This is a genomic window from Rhizobium sp. NFR03, assembly GCF_900111275.1.
Taxonomy (GTDB): Bacteria; Pseudomonadota; Alphaproteobacteria; order Rhizobiales; family Rhizobiaceae; genus Ferranicluibacter.
The window spans coordinates 744,619-767,664 of the sequence record NZ_FOGR01000002.1 but is presented as its reverse complement, the minus strand read 5'-3'; the positions used below and the strand labels follow the sequence as shown (position 1 = coordinate 767,664).

Sequence of the window (23,046 nt, the reverse complement as noted above, 5' to 3'; positions counted from 1 at the left end):
ACATCAGGACCGGCCGGCATCATGCCGGGCGGTCCTTTTATGAGGAGACGCGTGTGGTCGACGAGCCTGTCGAAATGTTCTCCGCCATCCATCAGAGCCGAGCGGCCGACGAGATCGTGCAGCGGATCGAGACGCTGATCCTCGATGGCGTGCTGCGCGACGGCGACCGGCTGCCGGGAGAGCGCGACCTTGCCGCCCGTTTCGACGTCTCGCGGCCGATCCTGCGGGAGGCACTGAAGGAGCTGGAGGGTCGCCGCCTGCTCGTCAGCCGGCATGGTGGCGGCACCTTCGTCGCGGATATCATCGGCGAGATCTTTTCCGAACCCATGCGCGCCCTGATCGTGCGCCACGAAAAGGCAGCGCGGGACTATCTGGACTATCGCCGCGAGATCGAGGGGCTGACGGCCGAACGCGCCGCGCGCCATGCGACGGAGGCCGACAGGGAGAGCCTGACACGGATCGTTGCGCGGATGCGAACCGCACGGGACGCGGACGATCGCGACAGCGGCCTCAGGGCCGATATCGATTTCCACATGGCCGTGGGGGAGAGCGCCCACAACATCATTCTGCTGCATACGCTGCGGTCCTGCTACCGGCTGCTGGAGCAGGACATCTTCTTCAGCCGCACCACCGTGTTCTCGGCCCCGGGAGCAGCCGACCGGCTGCTGGAGCAGCACGAGGCCATCCATGCGGCCATCCTCGCCGGCGACGCTCATGCGGCGCGCCGGGCTGCCGAAAGCCATATCGATTTCGTGATCGGCGCAAGTCTCAATGCGCATCTGGCCGAGGATCGCGCCCGTGTTGCGCGTCTGCGCCTGCAGGAACGGCATCAGGATTGAATTGCGTCATTCGGCGTCGCATCCACGACAGGCAATGGCGGTGCGCGACCACGTCTACGCAAGATTGCGGGCATAGTAAGGAATCACTACCCGAATTTTTTCATGGACTGTGACAGCGTCTGCGTTCATTTGGATCGTTCGAATTTTCGATACGATGCGAGTCGTGTCTTTTTTACAGAGCCATGGATCAATCTGCCGTATCCGGCGTTTGATCAGGCATTTTCCCGAAAGCCGTTCACGGCAAACTCGATCGTCTCCCGGATATTGCTTCCGGCGAAAGGACCTGACGTCATTGACCATTCTCGATAGCATCGTTTCCGAAGTCCGCTTGATGTTCCGCCGTCCCGAGCGCGTGCAATTTGCTGCCCTGTGCTACCGGTTCCGGAAGAAGAATGCGGTGCCGGAAATGCTGCTGATCACGAGCCGCGACACGGGACGCTGGGTCATTCCCAAGGGCTGGCCCATGGAAGGCAAGGCCTCGCACGAGGTCGCTGCCCGCGAAGCATGGGAAGAAGCCGGCGTGAAGGGCGAGCCTTCCTCCGATTCCATCGGCAGCTTCATCTACGAAAAAGGCATGAGCAAAGGCCTGAAGATTACGTGCCGGGTTCACGTCTATCCCGTGGTGGTGTTCGACATGGCAAAGCGCTTTCCCGAAAAGGGTTCGCGGACGCTGGAATGGGTAACCTTCACGGAGGCTGCCGGCCGCGTTGCGGAACCGGGCCTGCGCAAGCTCATCCTCGACTTCCAGACGCAGCTGCTCTCAACCATGCAGCAGCCCGAGGCGCCACGCAGCGCCGCGCAATAGCGCCTCCGTTTCGCGGACGTCATTCGGCCCGCTTTCTGTCAGCATGCAGATCGATCACGGAGCGGTCATGTTTACGGCGTAACCGGAACCTGACAAAAGCGCGCCAGCGGGAACGTCGCGATATTTGCGCTGCTGGCAGGCGTCGTGCGAGACTTCCCCTATATCTGTTCTACACAAAACTGACGGCGCCTGACCTGCCGTGCGACCTGACCGTCGCGCAAGGCCTGTATGGCAGCGTGCGGGCGTGACGAGGAATGACCATGGGGAAGACGACACCCGCTCTGGAGAAATCGACACTCGACAAGGACCTCGACAAGCTGACGCTGAACGAGGAAGCGTCGCATTTCGTCCTGAAAAGCTCCGTCGGCCTCGGTCTCGGCTTCATCTTTCTCGTCTTTGTCATGATCATCGCCGCCAGTGCGGTCTCCGAAGCGCCCGGCGCGATCATCGTCGTCGCGGCCGCTGCCATCGCCGGCTACATGGCCATGAACATCGGCGCTAACGATGTGACCAACAATGTGGGCGCGGCCGTCGGCGCACGGGCGATGACGATGACCGGCGCGCTGGTGATCGCCGCGATCTTCGAGATCGCAGGGGCGCTCTTTGCCGGCGGACGCGTGGTCTCGACCATCGAGGGCGGGCTGATCGACGCCGCCGCCTTCACCGACAGCGCGACGCTGGTCTGGGTCATGATGTCCGCGCTGATCTCGGCCGCCGTCTGGATCAACATCGCCACATGGTGCAGCGCGCCGATCTCTACCACGCATGCCATTGTCGGCAGCATTCTGGGCGCGGGTATTGCGGCCGTCGGGTTCTCGTCCGTGCAATGGCTGTCGCTCGGCGGCATCACGCTCAGCTGGATGCTGTCTCCGTTCATCGGCGGCGGGGTCGCGGCAGGCCTGCTGTTCTTCATCAAGACGTTCATCATCTACCGGGAAGACAAGATCGCCGGAGCGGTATTCTGGGTCCCGATCCTGCTTGCCGTCATGGGCGGCGTCTTCACCACCTATTTTGCGCTGATCGGCCTTGATCGCGTCTTCTATGTTTCTCCGGCCGCCGGTTTCGGTGCAGGTATCGTTACCGGCGTGACCGTCTATCTCGTGTCGCGTCGCACGGTCGCGCGCCGCGCGGTGGGGCTCGAAAACCGCAACCAGTCGCTAAGACCGCTGTTTCATCTGCCGCTCGTCCTTTCGGCCGCCCTCCTGTCTTTCGCTCACGGTTCCAACGACGTCTCGAACGCGGTCGGGCCGCTGTCGGCCATTGTCGCCAATGTCGATACGCTGGTGCCGGCGACGACCGTCAATGTCGCGTTCTGGGTTCTTCTCATCGGCGCGCTCGGTATCTCGGCCGGACTCCTGCTTTACGGGCCGAAGCTTATCCGCGTGGTCGGCGAGGAGATCACCAAACTCAATCCCGTCCGCGCCTTCTGCGTCGCGCTCGCCACCGCCATCACGGTTATCCTCGCCTCGACCTTCGGCCTGCCGGTCAGCACGACGCATATCGCCGTCGGCGCGGTGTTCGGCATCGGCTTCTTCCGCGAATGGTACACGCGCAATTCCAGGCTGCGGCTGGAGTATGTCCGCCGCAAGACCGGACAATCCGACTTTCTGCTTCGCGCCGAGCATGGCGTGGACGAGATGCGCCGGCGGCAACTGGTGCGGCGCTCGCATTTCATGACCATCGTCGGTGCCTGGGTCATCACCGTACCGGCCTCCGCCCTGCTTTCGGCGCTCCTCTACATTCTCTTCTCCGCGATTTTTCTGTAGAACCGCGTCATGAGAGCCAATTTTCGCATGCAGCGCCTGTTCGTCGAGTCGGATCTTGCACCCGATGTCGCGGTGGAAGCCACGAAGGATCAGTTCAATTATCTTGCCAACGTGCTGCGCATGGAGGAAGGCCGCGACCTGCTGCTGTTCAACGGACGCGACGGCGAGTGGCGGGCGGAGATTTGCCTGCCCACGCGAAAGCGCATGACGCTGATGCCGAAGGAGCAGACGCGGCCGCAGTCTCCCCTGCCCGATCTTCACTATCTTTTCGCGCCGCTGAAGGTGGGACGGCTCGACTATCTCGTGCAGAAGGCAGTGGAGATGGGTGCGGGTCTCTTGCAGCCGGTGATGACGCAGCATGTGCAGGGGCGCATTACCAGCCTGGAGCGCTTGCAGGCCAACGTCATCGAGGCCGCCGAGCAATGCGGTGTGCTGGCGGTGCCCGATGTGCGCGAGCCGATGCGGCTTGAAACGCTGCTGGAGACGTGGCCTGGCGACCGCCGCATCCTCTTCTGCGACGAGGGCGATGCCGGTGACAATCCGCTGCCGGTGTTGCGCGGTCTGACGGACGACCGGTTTGCGCTGCTGGTCGGCCCGGAAGGCGGGTTTTCGGAAGTCGAACGAGGCCTTTTGCGCGGGCTCGACTTCGTGACCGCAATCCCCCTCGGGCCGCGCATCCTGAGAGCGGACACGGCGGCCGTCGCCGCCATGGCGATCATCCAGGCCACGCTCGGCGACTGGCGCTGAAACAGCACAGGCCCCGCTTAATTTTGAAAGCAAGGTTGAAATATTTTTGCTTGCACCGCATCTGAAAGCGGTTCAATCAGCCCATCATAGCTGCTCTCATACCCTGCTATCCGGCCGGGTTTCTCCGTTACCGAGACGATGCCCATGGCCCGCGATACCACCGACCAGACCCCGGTGACCTCCGTTTCCGAGTTGACCGAATATCTGGCGGGCGGCAACAAGCCGAAAGAGGCCTTCCGCATCGGCACCGAGCACGAGAAGTTCGTGTTCTACACCGCCGACAATAGCCCCGTACCCTATGCCGGCGATGCCGGGATCCTGACGCTTCTGGAAGGCATGCAGGAGAAGACCGGCTGGGAGCCGATCATCGATGCCGGGCACCTCATCGGCCTCGTGGAACCCACCGGCCGCGGCGCGATCTCGCTGGAGCCGGGCGGACAGTTCGAATTGTCCGGTGCGCCGGTGGAGACGCTGCACGAGACCTGCAAGGAATCCAACACCCATCTGGCGGTGCTGCGCGACATCGCCGAGCCGCTCGGCATCCGTTTTCTCGGCATCGGCGGCAGCCCGAAGTGGACGCTGGCGGAAACGCCGCGCATGCCGAAGTCGCGCTACGACATCATGACGCGCTACATGCCGAAGGTCGGGAGCCAGGGCCTCGACATGATGTACCGGACCTGCACGATCCAGGTGAACCTCGATTTCTCCTCCGAAGCCGACATGGCCGCCAAGATGCAGGTGTCGCTGAAGCTGCAGCCGCTGGCGACCGCGCTGTTTGCCAGCTCGCCCTTTACCGAGGGCAGGCCGAACGGGCTGCAATCGTGGCGCGGCGAGATCTGGCGGGACACCGATAACCAGCGCGCCGGCGTGCTGCCGCAAGCGCTGACCGGCAACTTCCGCTTCGAGCAATATGTCGAGTGGGCGCTGGATGCCCCGATGTATTTCGTCGTGCGCGACGGCCGCTACCATGACTGCACGCACGTAACGTTCCGCCAGTTCATGGGCGGCGCGCTGAAGGGTGAGCTTGCCGACTGGGAGCCCAATATGGGCGACTGGACCAACCATCTCTCGACCCTGTTTCCCGACGTACGCCTGAAGCGGTTCCTGGAAATGCGCGGCGCGGATGGCGGGCCCTGGCGGCGCATCTGTGCCTTGCCGGCCTTCTGGGTCGGCCTGCTTTATGACGATGCCGCTCTTGCGAGTGCCGCGGAACTGGTGAAGGACTGGACCTACGAGGACGTCATCGCGCTGCGCGATGCGGTTCCGGCACAGGGGCTGGATGCCACGGTGCGAGGCCGCAAGCTCGGCGAGATCGCCCGCGACGTGCTCTCGGTATCCCGCGCGGGGCTCAAGGCGCGCAACCGGCTGAACGGCGAAGGCGTTGATGAGACGCATTTTCTCGCGCCGCTCGATGAGGTGGTCGCCCGTGGCACCACGCTCGCGCAGGAAATGCTGTCCCTTTACAGCGGCCGCTGGAATGGCTCGGTCGAGCCGGTGTTCAAGGATTACGCTTACTGAGCGAAGGCGCCCGCAGCGCTCCGCAGAAAGCAATTTCCTAACGTCTTTTTCGCGTTATAGTGCAGCCCGAAGCGCTGCCTGCAACAAGGATGAGACGATGATCCCCCTATTCGACATGATGATGCAGGCGCAGAACGGGCGTGCCATGGATGTCATGGCGCAGCAGTTCGGGCTGGCGCAGGAGCAGATGGCCAAGGCGACGGCAGCCCTGATGCCCGCCTTTTCCGCCGGACTGAAGACCAATGCCGCCAATCCCTACGATTTCGGCACGTTTCTCGCGTCCATGAGCAGCGGCGGCTATGCCAAGTATTTCGAGGACATGACCAAGGCCTTCACGCCGCAGGGGCTGGCCGACGGACAGGCGGCGCTGGGGCAGATCTTCGGTTCGACGGACATGTCCGGCGCCGTGGCGGCGCAAGCCGCGCAGCTGACCGGCATCGGGCAGGACATCTACCGTCAGATGCTGCCGGTGGTGGCGAGCGCCATCATGGGCGGGCTGTTCAAGCAGGCGACCGGACAGATGAGCGCGCCGACCTCCTTCGGAGACAACCCCTTCGGCCCGGCGATGCAGACCTGGCTGGAGGCGATCGGCCTTGCGCGCAAGAAGGAGCCGCCGGCGATGCCCAACCCCTTCGACAATCCGTTCACCCAAACGATGCAGGCCTTCTTCACGCCTGCGAAGACCCCGGAAAAGCCACAGGCCGCACCGGATATGTTTGCCGGCAATCCTTTCATGAAGGCCTTTCAGGACATGATGAGCATGGCATCGTCCCAAGGTCAGAGTCAGGGCCAGAGTCAGGGCCCAGCGAAACCGGCCGAGGCGCCAAAGGCTCCTGTCGTCGATATGTTCAACACCATGTTCGACAGCGGCATCGAGGCGCAGAAGGAATATCAGAAGGCGATCGACGGTCTTTTCAGGCCATTCCAGCCCAAGGGCTGACGGACAGTTTGCAAACATAAAAAAGCCCGGCGCCGAACAGGTCGGAGCGCCGGGCAAGCGGCAGGGTTGTTGGCTATGACCCTGCGGGGAACGCGAATGATGCGAGCGGCCGCATCATCCGGGCGCCGTATGCCCGGGGAGAGCACGCAGCACCAAAGAGGCTTGCCCCGTCTTTCCGGCCCGTATTCGGGGCAGCGGTTCAGGCGGTGGCGTCAGGTGTCAGCGGGTGCGGACATCCCGGTAATAGCTGTTGGCGCGCTCACGCGCGGCCTTTGTCAAATGCCGGCTCGGATCCTCGAAGAAGGCCGACATGGTCGCGTCCCGCACATCATGCCGGCTAAGGCCGATATCGGCGAGCTGCCGGTCGTCGAGATCATGCAGATGGCCTGCGGCGCGGCGGTTCTTGAGGAGGCGCCAGACCGTCACGAGACCCTGCGTCAGCGCAGACAGGCGCAGCACAGCCGGCTTGCCGGCAAGGGTAAAATCAAGGGCGGTATCTGGCGTGCGCATGGGCTTAGCTCCTGAAAAGGCACGGGTAGGACGTCCGCATCCCCGAGGGATGCAGGCTGGGTGGGGGTTGACCGAAGCATTGGCGCAGCGGGTGTTGTGGGATGCTCTTTGCAGCCCGACATTCGCAAATCGATATTGATCAGTCCAACGAATGTTTCTAATGGTATTGATCAAACAAACTTATAGGCACTCCCATGGCCGCTCCTCTCGACCTCGACCAGCTCCAGACATTCGTCGCCATTGCCGACACGGGAAGCTTTACCCGAGCGGCTGAGCGGGTCTTCAAGACGCAATCGGCGGTGTCGATGCAGATGCGGCGATTGGAGGAGAAGATCGGCAAAGCCCTCTTCGCAAAAGACGGGCGCGGCAACCGGCTGACCACTGAGGGCGAAAAGCTGCTGAACTACGCTCGCCGCATGATCCGCCTCAACAACGAGGCCATCGCAGCCTTCGACGACAACCGGCTTGAGGGAACGCTGCGCATCGGCACGCCGGACGATTACGCCGACCGCTACATGCCGGAGATCATCGTCCGCTTTGCCAAGACGCATCCGAATGTCGAACTGTTCATCGTCTGCGAGCCCTCGGTGGATCTGGCCGAGAAGATGGCGCGCGGCGAACTCGATATCGCGCTCGTGACCCACAATCCCCGCACCCGCGCGTCCGATGTCGTGCGCACGGAGCCGCTCTGCTGGGTCAGTTCGGCGAACCACCCGTTGCCCGAAAACGCCTCGGTGCCGCTGGCCGTCGGCAAGCGCGACTGCCACTGGCGGCAGGCCGCGTGCTCGGCGCTGGACGCGACCGGCAAGGAATACAACATCCTGTTCACCAGCTGGTCGTCCACCGTCGTTGCGGCCGCCGTCCTTGCCGGCATGGCTGTTTCCGTGCTGCCGGAATCGGCGCTGCGCAGCGGCATGAAAGTGCTGACGCAGGCGGATGGTTTTCCCGCACTCGCCCCGGTGCAGATCGGCATCATGAAACGGCCGGGTCTCTCCCCGTCCCTGTCGACCGCCATCAGCAACCACATCACCGCCTGCCTCGACAATATCACACCGCAGGTGGTGGGCGACGATCTGGACGGCGATCTCAAAGGTCTCTCGCGCCTCCCCCGCGCGCGGCAGGGACAGCTGCTGTCCGGCTGGTAGGCGCTCGAAGCCTCTCTCGCAAAGATATTTACACCTCTTCAATCAACCGCTGGACGCACTCCCGAGGGTGCGCCATACTGCCCGTCATCGGAGCCGCCAGCGGTTTCCGACACCACGCTTTCAGCAGACATGGAATCGGGAAGACGGGAGTAACGGCATCTTCAGGATGCATCGGCCACAGGGCGGATGAGCCTTGAGGGTATGGGAACCGCGCGGCCAAAGGGCGATGCGGGCTCTGATAGGCCGGACAGTCGAACCCTGATCGCACATTCGAGCCTGTCCGAAGCATGGCGTTGCCCTTCAGGGCATCCGTGCTGCGGATCTTGAAACCGGTGCATGGCTTCCCGCAGGCGTATCGGCGCTTGCGGACTGGCCATGCCGTAGCGGAGCGATCCATTGAGCGCCTCAATCCATCCCGTCGACCAGAAGCTTGCTCCCACCCTTCTCGCGCCGCTGGCGCTGCAACATGTGCTTGTCATGTATGCGGGCGCCGTCGCGGTGCCGCTGATCGTCGGCCGCGCGCTCAATCTTTCGCCGGAGGAGGTCGCCTTCCTCATCAGTGCGGATCTCTTTGCCTGCGGCATCGCCACGCTCATCCAGTGCTTCGGCTTTCCCGGCATCGGCATTCGTCTGCCGGTGATGATGGGCGTGACCTTCGCCTCGCTCGGGCCGATGCTCTCGATGGCGAACGCGCCGGATGTGGGTCTGCTCGGCATCTTCGGCTCGGTCATCGTCGCGGGCCTCTTCGGCATTCTCGTCGCGCCGTTCATCTCGCGCCTGCTGCCGCTGTTTCCGCCCGTCGTGACCGGCACCATCATTCTCGTCATCGGGCTTTCCCTGATGCGCGTCGGCATCAACTGGGCCGGTGGCGGCCAGCCGACGATGATGAAGATGGTCGATGGCGTGCCCGGCACCTTTGCGAACCCGAACTATGCGCAGCTGCCGGGGCTCGGCGTCGCCTTCTTCGTGCTCCTCGTCATCCTCGCTTTGCTGCGCTTTGCATCCGGCTTTGCCCGCAACATCGCGGTTCTCCTCGGCATCGTCGCCGGCTGTGTGCTGGCGGGCGCGCTCGGCATGATGCATTTCGACAAGGTCGGACAGGCCGCCTGGGTCGGCATCATCCTGCCGTTCCATTTCGGAATGCCGCAGTTCCATCTTATCCCGTCGATCACCATGTGCATCGTCATGATCGTGGTGATGATCGAATCGCTCGGCATGTTCCTGGCGCTCGGCGACATCACCGGGCGGAAGATCGACCGTGAAGCTCTGACGCGCGGCCTGCGCGCCGATGGCCTGGGGACGCTGATCGGAGGGATTTTCAATACCTTCCCCTACACGTCATTCTCGCAGAACGTGGGTCTCGTCGGCGTGACCGGGGTGCGCAGCCGCTGGGTCACCGTGGCCGGCGGCGGCATCCTCATCGTGCTCGGCCTCCTGCCGAAGATGGCGGCGCTGGTGGAAGCCGTGCCGCAGGTGGTGCTGGGGGGCGCTGGGCTCGTCATGTTCGGCATGGTCGCCGCCACGGGCGCGCGTATCCTCGCAACGGTGGATTTCCGCACCAATGCCAACAACCTTTTCGTCGTCGCGATTTCCGTCGGTTTCGGCATGATCCCGATTGTCGCGCCCACCTTCTTCAAGGCCCTGCCGCACGACCTGCACCCGCTTCTGGAGTCCGGCATCCTGCTGGCGGCGATCGTTTCGGTCACTCTTAATGCGTTCTTCAATGGCGTGAAGAGCGAGGCGGAGGCCAGCGCGGAAGCGGCTGTCGCGGCGGCGGCGGTGGAGCATGCCTGAGGCGTTGACGCCGCGGGATGAGAATAAAAAAACCGGGAGCATTTCCGCCCCCGGTTCCTCGATACCAAACGCTTGACGCCGATTATTCGGCGGCAGCCGGCTGGTCGGCGCTGATGGTGTCGGCCTTGTAGCCATGCGCCTTGTTGAGTGCGGCGCGAACGCCGGCTTCGTAATCGGGATGAACCAGCTTGAAGTGGCCGAGCTGGCGCTCGACGATATAGCCGGGGACGCCGCCCATCGCGGCTGCGATGTTGGAGTAGAGGCGAGCCTTCTGGTCGGCGTCGAACAGGTTGAACAGCGCCGTCACCTGAACGTAGTCATTGTTGCCGTCGCGGTGGTTGAAGCGGGCCATGTCGCCGTCGATCCGCAGCGGCGGCTCGACAGCCGCCGGCTGCTCGACCGGGCCGTTGAACGAGTTGGGCTCGTAATAGGCATCCGGGTTACCGGTGCGAATGCCGCCGAACGTGTTCATCTGGCCATCGCGGTGGTAGTGATGGACCGGGTTCTTCGGCTGGTTGACCGGGATGTGCTCGTAATGCGTGCCGAGGCGATGACGGTGTGCGTCGGCATAGGAGAACACGCGGGCCTGCAACATCTTGTCCGGCGAGAACGCAATGCCGGGCACGATGTTCGACGGCGAGAACGCGGCGTTCTCGACTTCGGCAAAATAGTTTTCCGGATTCCGGTTCAGCTCCATCGTGCCGATTTCGATCGGCGGATATTCGCTGTGCGGCCAGACCTTGGTCAGGTCGAACGGGTTATATGAGGTCTTCTCGGCATCCATTTCCGGCATGATCTGAACCTGAACGGTCCAGCGCGGATAGTTGCCTTCCTCGATCGAGCCGAACAGCGCTTCCTGATAGGACTCGCGCGTCTTGCCGATGACCTGCTCGGACTCCTCGTTCGTGTAGAACTTGTGGCCGTGCTGGGTCTTGAAGTGGAACTTCACCCAGTAGCGTTCGCCGGCATCGTTCCAGAACGAGAAGGTGTGCGAGCCGTAGCCGTTCATGTGCAACGGCGAGGTCGGACAGCCGCGGTCGGACATGAGGATGGTGACCTGGTGCAGGCTCTCCGGCGAAAGCGACCAGAAGTCCCACATGGCGGTTGCCGAGCGCAGGTTCGTCTTCGGATGGCGCTTCTGGGTGTGGATGAAGTCGGGGAACTTGTAGGGGTCGCGGACGAAGAACACGGGCGTGTTGTTGCCGACGAGGTCCCAGTTGCCTTCCGAGGTGTAGAACTTCAGCGCGAAGCCGCGCACGTCGCGTTCGGCGTCCGCTGCACCCTGCTCACCGGCAACGGTGGAGAAGCGGGCGAGCATGGGGGTTTCCGCACCCGGCTGAAGCACGGCAGCCTTGGTGTACCTGGAAATGTCGCCGGTGATCTTCAGCGTGCCATAGGCACCCCAGCCCTTGGCGTGCACGGCGCGTTCCGGAATGCGCTCGCGGTTCTGGTGGGCCAGCTTTTCGATCAGCTGGTAGTCCTGGAGCATGATGCCGCCCTTGGGGCCAGCCGTCAGCGAATTCTGGTTGTCCGGCACGGGTGCGCCGGCGGTCGTCGTCATTGTCGGGCGATCAGTCATTTCGTCCTCCTGTCTGGACTTGTCGGGGTCCGGCCGTGCCGGTCCCGCTCGTTCATCGCCGGGGCGCTGATGCGCTCCGGCACGATCGGCGTGCAGGTCTCCCATCGAGACGCTACTCACCCAATTTCGCTTGCTCGGCATTTCGGCACATCCCATCCGGGACATCCTGTTCAGGCCGGAGGCTCGTTTTGTCCTTTCAACATGCCGAAAATGCGACGTGCGTCAGATACCGAGCCGGATCTTCTTCTCGCACCTGCGATCGATAATCTCCAATTGTATTTCTTGTGAAATTCGATAGGAAAATCCGATCATGCTCACTGTTCGACAGATGCGTTATTTCGATGCCCTCGCGACCACGCGCCACTTCGGCCGTGCCGCAGAGATGGTCAATGTCAGCCAGCCTGCCCTTTCGGCGCAGATTGCGGAGTTGGAAAAGGACCTCGGCGTCGCCCTCTTCGAGCGCAACCGTGCCGGCGCGCTTTTGACGCGGCAGGGCGAAGCGCTATTGCCGGAGGTGCAGGCCATCCTGCAATCGGTCGATGCGCTCTATGACCGGGCGCGGCAGGTCACGGGCATTCTCGAAGGTCGGCTGCGGCTCGGCATTATTCCCACAGTCGCGCCCTATCTCGTGCCGGTGCTCATTCCCATGCTGCGGGCGCGGTTTCCGAAACTCGACATCGAGCTGCGTGAACTGCTGACGTCCGGCTGCGTCGATGATGTGAAGGCCGGGCGGCTCGACTGCGCTATCGTGGCACTGCCGCAGAGCGAGGAGACGCTGGATACGCTCCTGCTGTTCCGGGACCGGTTTCTGATCGCCACGGCGGATGACGAGCGCACCGTGCTGATGTCGCCGATGACGGAGGCGCAGGTGGATATCGACCGGCTGCTGCTGCTGGAAGAAGGGCACTGCCTGCGCGATCAGGCGCTCTCCGTGTGTGGGGCTTCGGCCGGGCGGCGGGTGGCGAATTACGGCGCGACATCCATGGCGACGCTGCTGCAGATGGTGAGCCACGGCATGGGTATCACGCTCATTCCGGAGATCGCGGTGAAGGAAGAGCGCGGCCGCAGCCGCATGCGCATCGTACCCTTCGCCGAACCGCAGCCATCGCGGCAGATCGGGCTCATCTGGCGCGGACGGTCACGCCGGACGGCGGATCACCGGGCGCTCGCCGAGGTCGTCATCGACGCCTCGGCCGAGCTGCTCGGATAGCCTGGGACCGCTGTTATCGCATGGCCCAGCCATGGCTGACCATCAACGACTGGCCGGTTAGGGCATTTGTCTCGAAACCCGCGAAGAACACGGCCACATCCGCCACGTCCTCGATGGTCGTGAACTCGGTATCCACAGTGCCGCCCAGCATGACGCGCTTGACGACATCTTCCTCCGAGATGCCGAGCGCCTTTGCCTGCTCCGGGATCTGCTTCTCCACCAGCGGTGTCTTGACGAAGCCGGGGCAGATGACGTTGGAGCGAACGCCGTGTGGGCCGCCCTCCTTTGCAGCCACGCGTGCAAGGCCGAGCAGACCGTGCTTGGCGGTGACATAGGCGGATTTGAGGGGTGACGCCTCATGGGAGTGAACGGAGCCCATGTAGATCAGCGCGCCGCCGCCCTGCCGCTTCATGTGCGGCATGCAGGCCTTGGTGGTGAGGAACGCGCCGTCGAGGTGGATGGAGAGCATCTTCTTCCAGTCCTCGAAGGGGAAATCCTCGATCCTGTGAACGATCTGCACGCCGGCATTGGAAACGAGAACATCGACCCGGCCCCATGTGTCCACGACAGCGGCAACACCCGCATTGACGGCGTCCTCGGATGTGACATCCATTGCAAGGCCGATGGCCTCGCCGGGCCCGGAAGCCGTGAGTTCCCCGGCTGCGGCAACCGACGCCTCCAGTTTGAGGTCGGCAATGGCGACCCGAGCGCCCTCGGCAACATAGCGCGCAGCAATGGCCCGGCCGATACCGCTGGCGGAGCCGGTGACGATGCAGACCTTATCCTTCAGTTTCATGATGCTCTCCCTCGAAATCAGGTCTTGTTGGCCTTGCCCGGACGATAGCGGCTTCACGAACGGCGTAAAGCCGGAGCGCCGGGAAATATCGCGGAACGATCAGAGGATATGAACGGCGAGAAGCAACCAGAGAAGCGCATTCGTGAACAAGCCGACGACGAACAGGCGGTGACGCAGCATCAGCCGATTGGAGGTCATATGCACGAAGGCATGGCCGTAGCGGGAGAGGACGAACAGCCATGCCGCAGATACCGTCAGGATCGACACGCCGTTCGTGACGATCAGAAGGGTGCAGACGAGATAGAAAAGGACAGGCAGCTCGAACTGGTTGGTGAGATTGCGAGCGACGGTCGCGCTTGTTTCCGGCTCGATGGAGGGCACGAGAAAGTCGCGGGCACGGGCCGTTCCCTGCCGCACGGCGCCAAAGCGACGTTTTCCCATCACGCCATAGACGATGTAGACGAGCAGGACCTGGGCGATCACGGGCCAGATCATGGCAGTATGTATCATGCGGCGTGTTCCCCTCGCGTGATGATCGGCTCGACCTTCGGCAGAAGGTCAGTCGATGCGTTCGGAAGAGGTAGGTGAGACCCTCCTAAAGTGAAGGGAGCCGCGCGCCTTGCGTGCGGCTCCCTCTGGATTTCCATTTATTTCAGCTTGTGCCGGCTCAGCTCGGGCCAGTCTAGGACATTTCCGGTGAACACGGGTTCACCGGAAATGTCCTAGCCTCTTGTTTTCTCCGCATTGTCCGACGCCGAAGCGTCTCGCTTCGGCTGGAAATGCTCTAGCGCTCATGCACCGGGATAGTTGGGGCTCTCGCGCGTGATCGTCACGTCATGAGCATGGCTCTCGCGAAGGCCAGCACCGGAGATGCGAACGAAGGTGGCGCGCTCCTGGAAGTCCTTCAGCGTCTTGCCGCCGACATAACCCATCGAGGCCTTGAGGCCGCCGGCCAGCTGGTGGAGGACGCCGGACACGGGACCCTTGTACGGCACCTGGCCCTCGATGCCTTCCGGCACGAGCTTCAGCGTGTCGCGCACTTCCGCCTGGAAGTAACGATCCGCGGAACCGCGCGCCATGGCGCCGACCGACCCCATGCCGCGATAGGCCTTGAAGGAGCGGCCCTGGTGAAGGAAGACTTCGCCCGGGCTTTCATCCGTGCCGGCCAGCAGCGAGCCGATCATGACGGCGGAGGCACCGGCGGCGATGGCCTTGGCAAGGTCGCCCGAGAACTTGATGCCTCCATCGGCGATGACGGGGATATCGGCTGCGCGCGCGGCTTCGACAGCCGACATGATCGCGGCCAGCTGCGGCACGCCGACGCCGGCGACGATGCGCGTGGTGCAGATGGAGCCCGGACCGATGCCGACCTTGACGGCATCGGCGCCAGCGTCGATCAGCGCCTTGGTGCCATCGGCGGTCGCCACATTGCCGGCCATGATGCGAACCGAGTTCGACATGGTCTTGACGCGCGTGACGGCGTCCAGAACGCGCTGGGAGTGGCCGTGGGCCGTATCGATGACGATGAGGTCGATGCCAGCGTCGATCAGGCGCTCGGCGCGCTCGACACCGTCATCGCCGACAGAGATGGCGGCTGCGGCCCGCAGGCGGCCCTGCGCATCCTTGGAGGCATTGGGGTTCAGCTGCGACTTCTCGATATCCTTGACCGTGATCAGGCCGACGCAGCGACCGTCGCCGTCCACCACAAGCAGCTTCTCGATGCGGTGGGTGTGCAGCAGGCGCTTGGCCTCCTGCTGATCGACATTTTCCTTCACCGTGATGAGATTTTCTCGCGTCATCAGCTCATAGATGCGCTGGCCGGGATCGGAGGCGAAGCGGACGTCGCGGTTGGTGACGATGCCGACGAGGCGGCCGGGCTTCTTGCCGTTGCCGGCATTCTCGACAACCGGGATGCCGGAAATGCCATAGGTCTTCATGAGGCCGAGCGCATCGGCAAGCGTTGCCTCCGGGCCGATCGTCACGGGGTTGACCACCATGCCGCTTTCGAACTTCTTGACCTGGCGCACCTGCTCGGCCTGCTCGACCGGCGAGAGATTGCGGTGGATGACGCCGATGCCGCCGGCCTGCGCCATCGCGATGGCAAGGCGACCTTCCGTTACCGTATCCATGGCGGAGGAAAGGATCGGCAGGTTGAGCTCGATATCCTGGGCGATGCGGGTGGCAATATTCGTCTGGCCCGGCATGACCTCGGAGTGACCGGGCTGCAGGAGGACGTCGTCGAAGGTCAGAGCCTCCAGACCGGTAGCCGTTTCGATGATGCGCGCCATGGGCCAATTCCTTTAAAAATGTGCAAGGCGCCCGACGGACGGGGTTCCGGCGGGAGCGTCGCCTGCCGGGCATCCTGGGAGGGGAATGGCGGCAAGTGTTTCATGGAAGTTGGCGAGGGCACGTAACACGGATGTGACGGGATGGAAACAGAAAAAGCCCGACGACATCGGCGCTGCAACGGATGACCGGTGGAGAAGCATTTTCAGTTTTCATTAGCCGTGCCTTTTGGAACGGAATTAAGCTGCGTCCTGTAGACCTCTTTTCACGGCGCCTCGGAAGAAGGGCTGCCGGCGAAACAGAGAAAAACAGGGACCGACAACATGACCGCACTGCGCAAGCGAGCCCACGCTCAGGAAACACGTTTTATCCGCGACGAAGAACTCGGCTTCCGCGCGGAAGCGCGCCGCAATGCGCTGATCGGCCTGTGGGCCGCAGCCGTGATCAACCGGCCGGATGCCGAAGCCTATGCCAGTGGCATCGTGAACGCCGGCGTGGAGAGCCCGAACGGCGTCATCGACCAGCTGCACGCCGACTTCGAAGCTGCCGGCGTCATCTTTCTGGAAGACGATATTCGCGACCGCATGACCAGCATGCTCCTTGCCGTGCGCGACGAGATGTACGCAGGTTGACGGCTGCCCACGTCACAGGACGCAGGCAGCACATCGTCAGAGATAGAGCTGATACGACGCCGGCACGAAGCGGTAGCCGGCGTCCAGCTTCTCCACATAGCCGACGGCCGGGAATGGCATGTGGTAGCCGATGAAGGGAAGCCGTTCGGAGGCCACCATGTCGAACACCTTGCGGCGCGATGCTGCGGCCTTCTCCTTGTCCATATCGAACCTCACCTGCCAGTCCGGCTGCTGAAGCGAGAGGACATAGTGGTTCGCCGTATCGGCCGTCAGCATGAGATCCTTGCCCTGCGAAGAGACACGGAAAACCATGTGGCCGGGAGAGTGGCCGAAAGCCGCGATGGCCGAAATGCCGGATGCGACGTCGGCAGCGTCACCGATGAGCGTCGCCTTCTCCACAAGCGGCACCACGTTCTTGAGCACAGCTTTATGCCCGCCTTCGGCGGGCGACCCTACGCGGGCGGGATCCTTCCAGAAGGCCAGTTCCGTCTCGCCCATGACATAGCGCGCATTCGGGAAGGCAGGCTTGCCGCCTTCCATGAGGCCATTGATATGATCGCCATGCATGTGGGTGAGAACCACGAGCGTGAAGCTTTCCGGTGGATAGCCCGCCGCCCGCAGGCCTTCGAGCAGCATGCCGGTGCCTGCCGCGCGCCCCGCCTCGCCATTGCCGGTGTCGAACAGCACGACCTCCGATCCGGTATCCACGACCACCGGTGAGAAACCATTGGCGAAGCGATCCGTCGGCAGGAAATTCTTGTCCAGCAGGGCCGCGACGGCCTCCGGCGACTGGTCGATGCCGAAGGTTTCGTTCGGCTTGTCGGCGATACGCAAGCCATCGCTGATGGCGGTGACGGTGAAATCGCCGAGCTTGAAACTCGAACTCTTGCCACCCGGCGTGGCTTTGGGTGTTTCCTTCGTACCGGGGCCAGCAGCACCTTGCGCAAAAGCGGCGCGCTTCATGATCATCGGCGTGGCCAGCGCGCCGATGGCCGTTGCAGCAAAGAGGGCGCGTCGGCCGAGGGAGAATCCGTGCATCGATCGTATCCTTTGTCTGCGAACCCGAGATCGGGTCCGGCGCGTTGGTCGTGCGTCTCCTGCCTTATGACGAGACAGGGCCCATCCGGACGATAAGAATGACGGCAGCGCGCAAGGTAGCGCAATATGCTGGTCTTGACAGAACGCGACGCAGGCCTTCACAGGAAATTGACTGTTGCGTGAGACAGGAGGCGGGACTTTCGTCTTTCTGTTTCTATCTTCCTCGCCATACAACCCAGCAAGACCGAATGCGCCTGCGCAACGGCATCTGCTTCCCACCATGGCGGCCATCCCCGGCATCGTCAGCCGGGTGCCCGAAAGGTCGTCGAAAAGGCTTGCCTGCGCATGAACCGCATCGTTCCGCTGATCCTCGCCGTCGCTCTCTTCATGGAGCAGATGGACTCCACCGTCATCGCGACCTCCCTGCCCGCCATCGCCCGCGACCTCGGCGTCGGTCCGATCACGCTCAAGCTGGCGCTGACCTCCTATATGGTGTCGCTCGCCATCTTCATTCCCTTGAGCGGATGGATGGCCGACAGGTTCGGCGCCAAGCGCATCTTCCGCTCCGCAATCCTCGTGTTCATCGTCGGCTCCATACTCTGCGCCGTTTCCGGCGACCTCATCTCCTTCGTCGGTGCACGCTTCCTGCAGGGCATGGGCGGCGCGATGATGACCCCGGTCGCGCGGCTGGTGCTGGTGCGCAGCACGCAGCGCAGCGAACTGGTGAGCGCGATGGCGCTCTTGAGCATTCCCGCGCTGACGGGGCCGCTGGCCGGTCCGCCGCTCGGCGGCTTCATCACCACGTATTTTTCCTGGCACTGGATCTTTATCATCAATGTTCCCGTGGGCATTCTCGGCTATATCCTCTCCGGCATCTATCTGCCCGAGGTGATCAGCGACCGACCGCCGCCGATCGACGTCACCGGCTTCTTCCTCAGCGCCATCGCCGCCTCCGGCACCATGTTCGGCCTCTCCGTCATGAGCCTGCCGGCCCTGCCGCCGAGCGTCGGCGTGATCGCAGCCGGCATCGGCATTCTCTGCGGCATCCTCTATGTGCGCCACGCCCGTCACCACCCGGCGCCGCTGCTCGACCTCAATCTTTTCAAGGACAGCGCATTCCGTGCCGCAGCCGTCGGCGGCACGCTTTTCCGCATCTCCATCGGGGCCATTCCGTTTCTCATGCCGCTGATGCTGCAGGTTGGCTTCGGCCTCTCGCCTTTCCAGTCGGGCATGATCACCTTCGTCGGTGCCATCGGCGCGCTGACCACGAAGTTCTTCGCCAAGCGGGTCCTGGTTCTCGCCGGCTTCCGCACAACGCTGATCATCGCGGCGCTGATCGGCACCGTCCTGACCTTCGTCAACGGGCTCTTCACACCCGCCACACCCTATCTCGTCATGTGCCTCGTGCTGCTTGCGGCAGGCTTTGCCCGCTCGTTCTTCTTCACCAGCATCAACGCACTGTCCTTCGCCGACATTCCCGACGCCATGGCCAGCAAGGCGACCGCGATGAGCGCCGTGCTGCAACAGATGAGCCTGGCGCTGGGCGTCGCCGTGGCCGGCGCCATTCTGGAAGTGGAAAACCGCTGGACCGGCACACAGCTGGAACTTGGCGATTTCCAGCTCGCCTTCATGCTCATCTCCGCCATCACCCTCACCTCCATCATCCCCTTCATCGGCATGGCGAAGACAGCAGGCGCCGAAGTGTCCGGCCACGGCGCCGCAGCGCGGGAGAAGGGTGAGGCGCAACTGGAGTCGCTGGCGGGGAAGTAGCTATTCTACGCGTTCGCAAACGGCTGCGATCTTGTTGCCATCGAGATCGCGCAGAAATGCAGCGTAAAATGTGGGATGGAACGGCCGGAGCCCAGGCTCACCCTCGCACGTCCCGCCCATCCGCAGACCCGCCGCGTGAAACGCATCCACCGCCGTGCGACTGGCGGCCTCCAATGCGATGGTCACGCCATTGCCGAAGCTCGCCGGATGCCCGTCGTAGGGCGCGACAACCCACAACCGGCAGCGGCTGTCATCCGGGTGCGCGTAGCCGATATCGGAGCCGCTTTGCTGCCTTCGAACCAAACCGAGAGGCGCCAGCGCGGCATCGTAGAACAGACCTGCGCTAGCAGGATCGTTCGTACCGACGGTGACGTAGAGCAACATCCGCTCAGTCCTCTTCGTGCTCCGTCACATCCTCGCGCTCGTCCCGAAAGGTCTGACCTTCCGCCCGGAGATCGTCGTGATCGGAGATGCCCTCGCGCCGGCCCTTGAAGTCCTTTGCCAAAAGAAACATCTCGACCGATTCGGCGCGGGACGAGGCGGGCTTGATGTGCAGCACCTGGCGGAAATTCTGCTTCAGAAGGTTGAGAAGCTCGCGCTCCGTGCCGCCCTGGAAGGTCTTGGCCAGAAAATGCCCGCCGGGGCCGAGCACGTCGATGGCGAAGTGCGCGGCAACCTCGCAAAGGTGCATGGTGCGAATATGGTCCGTCTGCCTGTGACCGGTTGTGGGCGCCGCCATATCGGAGAGAACGAGATCGGGCGTGCCGCCCAGCGCATCCATCAGGGCGTCGGGCGCGGAGGGATCGAGGAAATCGAGCTTCAGGATGACGACGCCGGGCAACGGATCGACATCGAGAAAATCGATCGCCACCACGCGCGGGTCGGTGTCCGTGGAGCTCGTAACCTTGGCGGCGATCTGCGACCAGCTGCCGGGCGCGGCCCCCAGATCGATGATGCGCTTGGCGCCGGTGAGAATCTTGTGCTTCTCGTCGATCTCCAGCAGCTTGAAGGCCGCGCGGGCGCGATAGCCTTCCAGCTGGGCGCGCTGCACATAGGGGTCGTTGATATGGCGCTCGATCCAGCGCCGCGACGACGCCTTCAGCTTGCCCTTTTTTACCTTCTGCCCGAGTTTACGCCCGGTGCGATTGCCGCCGATGGGGGGCTTTGTCATGAGCTTCGGCCCTCCTCGGAGCCAGTTTGCGGGCCGGGACGCGACAGGCGGCGGCCACGGCCGCGGCGCCAGACGCCGTCATCGGCCATCATATCCGTCAAAAGGCCTTCACGCAGCCCACGATCGGCAACCCGCATGCGGGTCGACGGCCAGCGGCGGCGAATGGCCTCCAGAATGGCGCAGCCGGCGAGAACGAGATCCGCCCGATCCGGCCCGATGCAGGGATTGGCGGCGCGCGCCGCAAAATCCCAGGACAGCAGGCGCGCCTGCATCGCCGAGACCTCGTCATCCGACAGCCAGAGCCCGTCCACCCGACGGCGATCGTAGCGAGGCAGATCGAGATGCACGCCGGCCAGCGTCGTCACCGTGCCGGACGTGCCGATGAGGTGGAAATCGTCCGCCGCACGGACGGCCTCGATGTCAGGGCAGTCGAAACGGTCCAGCATGCAGGAGACCTCGCGGATCATGCCCTCGAAGCTTTCCGGCGTGACATCGCGCCCGCCATGGCGCTCCGACAGCGTGACCACGCCGACCGGCAGCGAGGTCCAGTGGGTGATGTGATTGGCAAGCCGGCTCGACCTGTTGTCGCCGATGTGCAGCACCGCGATTTCCGACGAGCCGCCGCCGATATCGAAGAGCACCACGGAGCGCGCCTCACGCCCCACCAGCGACGCGCAACCGGACACGGCGAGCCGCGCCTCGGTTTCCCGGTCGATGATCTCAAGCTCGAGCCCGGTTTCAGCAGACACGCGATCCATGAAGATAACGCCGTTTTCCGCCGCGCGCGCTGCTTCGGTCGCGATCAGCCGGCTGCGCCGGATGTTGCGGTGCCCGAGCTTCGCCGCGCAGATCTTCAGCGCCTCAACCGAACGGTTCATCGCGTCCTCGGACAAACGTCCGCTGGCCGCAAGGCCCTCGCCGAGCCGCACGATGCGGGAGAAGCCATCCACGACCCGGAACTGTCCCGGCCGCGTCGGCTGCGCGATCAGAAGACGGCAATTGTTGGTGCCGAGATCGAGCGCCGCATATAATGGCGGCGGGCCGAACTCGTCGCTCTCGAACATATCCGCGTGGCGGCTGCCGCCTGCTGCATGATGTCCGGCATTGACGCTGGAACCGGTGCGTGCGGCGTACCCACCCTCTCCACCGTTTTGGCGGTTTTGCGACGAGCGATCGGAATATCCGTCGCCACCCGCGCCATTCGGGTCGTGCCGACCCGGTGTCCCGCTCCCGCGGCGAACGCCATCGTGGCCCGGATGCGGACCCTGTCCCGCGCCATTTGCACTGCGTCCGTGACCAGCATGTCCTGATGTCTTGTTGCTCGGGCCTCCCATATGCGGCCCACCGCGAGCCCCGCCGGGATTGCTGCCCTGCTCGAAGCGCTGATGTCCGGAATGGCCGCTTTGCTGCGTCGCTGGACGACCTGCCGCACCGGCCTGGGAGCCAACGCCCTGCGCATCCGGATGAACCGCCGCCCCGGCACCGCCCTGGGCACCCGGACCGCGGCCCTGTCTCTGTTGTCCAGCGGGCGCACGACCATCCGTGCCGGTCGCGCCGACGCGATTGCGCGCGGACCGCACGACATCCGTTCCCTGCAACGGGCGCGCCTGGGCGCTGCCGCGATGACGATGCTTATGATTGCGGCGCCCCTTGCCGGCTGGTTCCGGCCCGCGTCCCTGCGAGGGCTTCGAACCATTGCCGTCGGACGCGGCCTGCGTCGCAGTTCCGCCATCGGCATCCCGTCCCGCAACACCTGTGCTGTGCCCTGTCGAACGGGGGCCGCCCGCCTCTTCTCCCCGTTCGCTCGATCGGCGAGCGGGCGTGTGGCGCGAACCTTCGGCGGCGCTCCCGCGATGAGAATTGCCCTCACGCGGATCGCGCGCCTGCGCAGCATGGGTGTGGGCAGAAGGGGTTTCGGCACCGCGATCATGGGCATCAGCGCCAGACGCCCTGCTGCCGTGGCCGTGAGCCACTCCATCGCCACGCAGAGGCGCCTGCCCCTGTGCAGAACCTGACGAGGCAGACTTCGTCCTGCGCCGCCGCTTGCGCTTGCGCACCGGTTCACCGTCCAGGACGGGATGCCCGGACTGGCCTGCTCCAGAGACGGAGGGGCCTTGGGGATTGGCATCTGGGGAGCTGGCATGCGTGGAGCTGCTGCGCGACGCCTTACGACGCCTGCGCTTGGCTTTGCCGGACCCGGGGATGGATGCCCCCTGGTTTCCGGCCGCTGCCGACGCCCCGCTATCATACGGCGTTTCGCCGTGCTCGGGGTCTTTCACTGATCTTACCACCGCGTCGCGCGAAGCCTTAATCGGTCGCTCAAGACGCTCTCTCGATTTTCGTTGTCCCAACTCTACCAGCGTGCCCGCCATTCGCCAACTGCTTTTTCCCCAAAGACAATTCCGCCGCCGGAGACGCACGCTTCCTCCACGATCACCCCGTTTCCCGAACCGGAAATAGGCCCAACCGAACAACCCGCAAAGTTTTTCAAATACCCCCT

Annotated in this window: 21 protein-coding genes; 12 read left to right on the top strand and 9 right to left on the bottom strand. The window is 63.8% G+C overall.

Annotated elements, in window-relative coordinates; all coding sequences use genetic code 11:
• Positions 1–53: 53 nt before the first annotated feature.
• The 6 genes from BSG19_RS08870 (at position 54) to BSG19_RS08845 (ending at position 6,615) form a co-directional block, all read left to right on the top strand.
• Positions 54–839 (top strand): FadR/GntR family transcriptional regulator, encoded by a 786-nt coding sequence (locus BSG19_RS08870; RefSeq protein WP_244529156.1) that lies wholly within the window; start codon positions 54–56, stop codon positions 837–839.
• A 331-nt stretch (positions 840–1,170) separates the two neighbouring features.
• Positions 1,171–1,644, top strand: a complete 474-nt coding sequence (locus BSG19_RS08865; RefSeq protein ID WP_092987377.1) for an NUDIX hydrolase — start codon at positions 1,171–1,173, stop codon at positions 1,642–1,644.
• Positions 1,645–1,904: 260 nt separating this feature from the next.
• Complete coding sequence (locus BSG19_RS08860) at positions 1,905–3,410, top strand: inorganic phosphate transporter (RefSeq protein ID WP_092986843.1); 1,506 nt, start codon at positions 1,905–1,907, stop codon at positions 3,408–3,410.
• A gap of 9 nt (positions 3,411–3,419) precedes the next feature.
• Positions 3,420–4,157: a 16S rRNA (uracil(1498)-N(3))-methyltransferase gene (locus BSG19_RS08855; protein WP_092986841.1), complete on the top strand. Its 738-nt coding sequence runs from the start codon at positions 3,420–3,422 to the stop codon at positions 4,155–4,157.
• 144 nt (positions 4,158–4,301) lie between these two features.
• A complete protein-coding gene (locus BSG19_RS08850) occupies positions 4,302–5,675 on the top strand; it encodes a glutamate--cysteine ligase (RefSeq protein ID WP_092986839.1) in 1,374 nt (457 codons plus the stop codon).
• Between the two features lie 97 nt (positions 5,676–5,772).
• Complete coding sequence (locus tag BSG19_RS08845) at positions 5,773–6,615, top strand: DUF937 domain-containing protein (protein WP_092986837.1); 843 nt, start codon at positions 5,773–5,775, stop codon at positions 6,613–6,615.
• Positions 6,616–6,834: 219 nt separating this feature from the next.
• On the opposite strand, the gene BSG19_RS08840 is transcribed toward BSG19_RS08845, so the two are convergent.
• A complete protein-coding gene (locus BSG19_RS08840; protein WP_092986835.1) occupies positions 6,835–7,125 on the bottom strand; it encodes a DUF1127 domain-containing protein in 291 nt (96 codons plus the stop codon).
• A 194-nt stretch (positions 7,126–7,319) separates the two neighbouring features.
• Between BSG19_RS08840 and BSG19_RS08835 the strand changes: the two genes are divergently transcribed.
• Together BSG19_RS08835 and BSG19_RS08830 are read left to right on the top strand one after the other, a co-directional pair.
• Positions 7,320–8,270 (top strand): LysR substrate-binding domain-containing protein, encoded by a 951-nt coding sequence (locus tag BSG19_RS08835; protein ID WP_092986833.1) that lies wholly within the window; start codon positions 7,320–7,322, stop codon positions 8,268–8,270.
• A 396-nt stretch (positions 8,271–8,666) separates the two neighbouring features.
• On the top strand, positions 8,667–10,064 hold the full coding sequence (locus tag BSG19_RS08830) for a nucleobase:cation symporter-2 family protein (RefSeq protein ID WP_092986831.1): 1,398 nt from the start codon (positions 8,667–8,669) through the stop codon (positions 10,062–10,064).
• 82 nt (positions 10,065–10,146) lie between these two features.
• Here the strand turns inward: BSG19_RS08830 and katA are convergent, their stop codons facing one another.
• Positions 10,147–11,643 (bottom strand): catalase KatA, encoded by a 1,497-nt coding sequence (gene katA, locus BSG19_RS08825; protein WP_092986829.1) that lies wholly within the window; start codon positions 11,641–11,643, stop codon positions 10,147–10,149.
• A gap of 310 nt (positions 11,644–11,953) precedes the next feature.
• On the opposite strand from katA, the gene BSG19_RS08820 reads away from it, so the two are divergent.
• Positions 11,954–12,853: a hydrogen peroxide-inducible genes activator gene (locus tag BSG19_RS08820; protein ID WP_092986827.1), complete on the top strand. Its 900-nt coding sequence runs from the start codon at positions 11,954–11,956 to the stop codon at positions 12,851–12,853.
• 13 nt (positions 12,854–12,866) lie between these two features.
• Here the strand turns inward: BSG19_RS08820 and BSG19_RS08815 are convergent, their stop codons facing one another.
• The 3 genes from BSG19_RS08815 to guaB all read right to left on the bottom strand — a co-directional run bounded on the left by BSG19_RS08815 (position 12,867) and on the right by guaB (position 15,937).
• The gene (locus tag BSG19_RS08815; RefSeq protein ID WP_092986825.1) at positions 12,867–13,649 is read right to left on the bottom strand and encodes a 3-hydroxybutyrate dehydrogenase; all 783 of its coding nucleotides are present in this window, start codon (positions 13,647–13,649) and stop codon (positions 12,867–12,869) included.
• A 99-nt stretch (positions 13,650–13,748) separates the two neighbouring features.
• The gene (locus BSG19_RS08810; RefSeq protein ID WP_092986823.1) at positions 13,749–14,159 is read right to left on the bottom strand and encodes an MAPEG family protein; all 411 of its coding nucleotides are present in this window, start codon (positions 14,157–14,159) and stop codon (positions 13,749–13,751) included.
• Positions 14,160–14,440: 281 nt separating this feature from the next.
• Positions 14,441–15,937 carry an IMP dehydrogenase gene (gene guaB / locus BSG19_RS08805; RefSeq protein WP_092986821.1) on the bottom strand — a complete coding sequence of 499 codons (1,497 nt, stop codon included), beginning with the start codon at positions 15,935–15,937 and terminating at the stop codon, positions 14,441–14,443.
• Between the two features lie 321 nt (positions 15,938–16,258).
• Between guaB and BSG19_RS08800 the strand changes: the two genes are divergently transcribed.
• Complete coding sequence (locus tag BSG19_RS08800) at positions 16,259–16,567, top strand: ATPase inhibitor subunit zeta (RefSeq protein WP_092986819.1); 309 nt, start codon at positions 16,259–16,261, stop codon at positions 16,565–16,567.
• Positions 16,568–16,603: 36 nt separating this feature from the next.
• Here BSG19_RS08800 and BSG19_RS08795 read toward each other — a convergent pair whose 3' ends face one another.
• The gene (locus tag BSG19_RS08795; RefSeq protein ID WP_092986817.1) at positions 16,604–17,605 is read right to left on the bottom strand and encodes an MBL fold metallo-hydrolase; all 1,002 of its coding nucleotides are present in this window, start codon (positions 17,603–17,605) and stop codon (positions 16,604–16,606) included.
• A gap of 345 nt (positions 17,606–17,950) precedes the next feature.
• Between BSG19_RS08795 and BSG19_RS08790 the strand changes: the two genes are divergently transcribed.
• Entirely contained in the window at positions 17,951–19,375 is a 1,425-nt protein-coding gene (locus BSG19_RS08790; RefSeq protein ID WP_092986815.1) for an MFS transporter, read from the top strand.
• On the opposite strand, the gene BSG19_RS08785 is transcribed toward BSG19_RS08790, so the two are convergent.
• The 3 genes from BSG19_RS08785 to BSG19_RS08775 are packed head-to-tail and all read right to left on the bottom strand — an operon-like array spanning position 19,376 to position 22,144.
• Entirely contained in the window at positions 19,376–19,759 is a 384-nt protein-coding gene (locus BSG19_RS08785) for a VOC family protein (RefSeq protein WP_092986813.1), read from the bottom strand.
• 4 nt (positions 19,760–19,763) lie between these two features.
• On the bottom strand, positions 19,764–20,546 hold the full coding sequence (locus BSG19_RS08780) for an RlmE family RNA methyltransferase (protein WP_092986811.1): 783 nt from the start codon (positions 20,544–20,546) through the stop codon (positions 19,764–19,766).
• Positions 20,543–22,144 (bottom strand): Ppx/GppA phosphatase family protein, encoded by a 1,602-nt coding sequence (locus BSG19_RS08775; protein WP_244529154.1) that lies wholly within the window; start codon positions 22,142–22,144, stop codon positions 20,543–20,545. Before BSG19_RS08775 ends, BSG19_RS08780 begins: the two co-directional genes overlap by 4 nt.
• Before the next feature lie 24 nt (positions 22,145–22,168).
• Between BSG19_RS08775 and BSG19_RS08770 the strand changes: the two genes are divergently transcribed.
• Entirely contained in the window at positions 22,169–22,561 is a 393-nt protein-coding gene (locus BSG19_RS08770; protein ID WP_139274743.1) for a hypothetical protein, read from the top strand.
• Positions 22,562–23,046 lie beyond the last annotated feature (485 nt).

What these genes read in the sequence shown, in the direction of transcription:
- BSG19_RS08865 (WP_092987377.1), top strand. Translation starts at nt 1,171, where the DNA reads ATGTTCCGCCGTCCCGAGCGCGTGCAATTTGCTGCCCTGTGCTACCGG.
- BSG19_RS08860 (WP_092986843.1), top strand. Translation starts at nt 1,905, where the DNA reads ATGGGGAAGACGACACCCGCTCTGGAGAAATCGACACTCGACAAGGAC.
- BSG19_RS08855 (WP_092986841.1), top strand. Translation starts at nt 3,420, where the DNA reads ATGAGAGCCAATTTTCGCATGCAGCGCCTGTTCGTCGAGTCGGATCTT.
- BSG19_RS08850 (WP_092986839.1), top strand. Translation starts at nt 4,302, where the DNA reads ATGGCCCGCGATACCACCGACCAGACCCCGGTGACCTCCGTTTCCGAG.
- BSG19_RS08845 (WP_092986837.1), top strand. Translation starts at nt 5,773, where the DNA reads ATGATCCCCCTATTCGACATGATGATGCAGGCGCAGAACGGGCGTGCC.
- BSG19_RS08840 (WP_092986835.1), bottom strand. Translation starts at nt 7,125, where the DNA reads ATGCGCACGCCAGATACCGCCCTTGATTTTACCCTTGCCGGCAAGCCG.
- BSG19_RS08835 (WP_092986833.1), top strand. Translation starts at nt 7,320, where the DNA reads ATGGCCGCTCCTCTCGACCTCGACCAGCTCCAGACATTCGTCGCCATT.
- katA (WP_092986829.1), bottom strand. Translation starts at nt 11,643, where the DNA reads ATGACTGATCGCCCGACAATGACGACGACCGCCGGCGCACCCGTGCCG.
- BSG19_RS08820 (WP_092986827.1), top strand. Translation starts at nt 11,954, where the DNA reads ATGCTCACTGTTCGACAGATGCGTTATTTCGATGCCCTCGCGACCACG.
- BSG19_RS08815 (WP_092986825.1), bottom strand. Translation starts at nt 13,649, where the DNA reads ATGAAACTGAAGGATAAGGTCTGCATCGTCACCGGCTCCGCCAGCGGT.
- BSG19_RS08810 (WP_092986823.1), bottom strand. Translation starts at nt 14,159, where the DNA reads ATGATACATACTGCCATGATCTGGCCCGTGATCGCCCAGGTCCTGCTC.
- guaB (WP_092986821.1), bottom strand. Translation starts at nt 15,937, where the DNA reads ATGGCGCGCATCATCGAAACGGCTACCGGTCTGGAGGCTCTGACCTTC.
- BSG19_RS08800 (WP_092986819.1), top strand. Translation starts at nt 16,259, where the DNA reads ATGACCGCACTGCGCAAGCGAGCCCACGCTCAGGAAACACGTTTTATC.
- BSG19_RS08795 (WP_092986817.1), bottom strand. Translation starts at nt 17,605, where the DNA reads ATGCACGGATTCTCCCTCGGCCGACGCGCCCTCTTTGCTGCAACGGCC.
- BSG19_RS08790 (WP_092986815.1), top strand. Translation starts at nt 17,951, where the DNA reads ATGAACCGCATCGTTCCGCTGATCCTCGCCGTCGCTCTCTTCATGGAG.
- BSG19_RS08785 (WP_092986813.1), bottom strand. Translation starts at nt 19,759, where the DNA reads ATGTTGCTCTACGTCACCGTCGGTACGAACGATCCTGCTAGCGCAGGT.
- BSG19_RS08780 (WP_092986811.1), bottom strand. Translation starts at nt 20,546, where the DNA reads ATGACAAAGCCCCCCATCGGCGGCAATCGCACCGGGCGTAAACTCGGG.
- BSG19_RS08770 (WP_139274743.1), top strand. Translation starts at nt 22,169, where the DNA reads ATGACGATGCTTATGATTGCGGCGCCCCTTGCCGGCTGGTTCCGGCCC.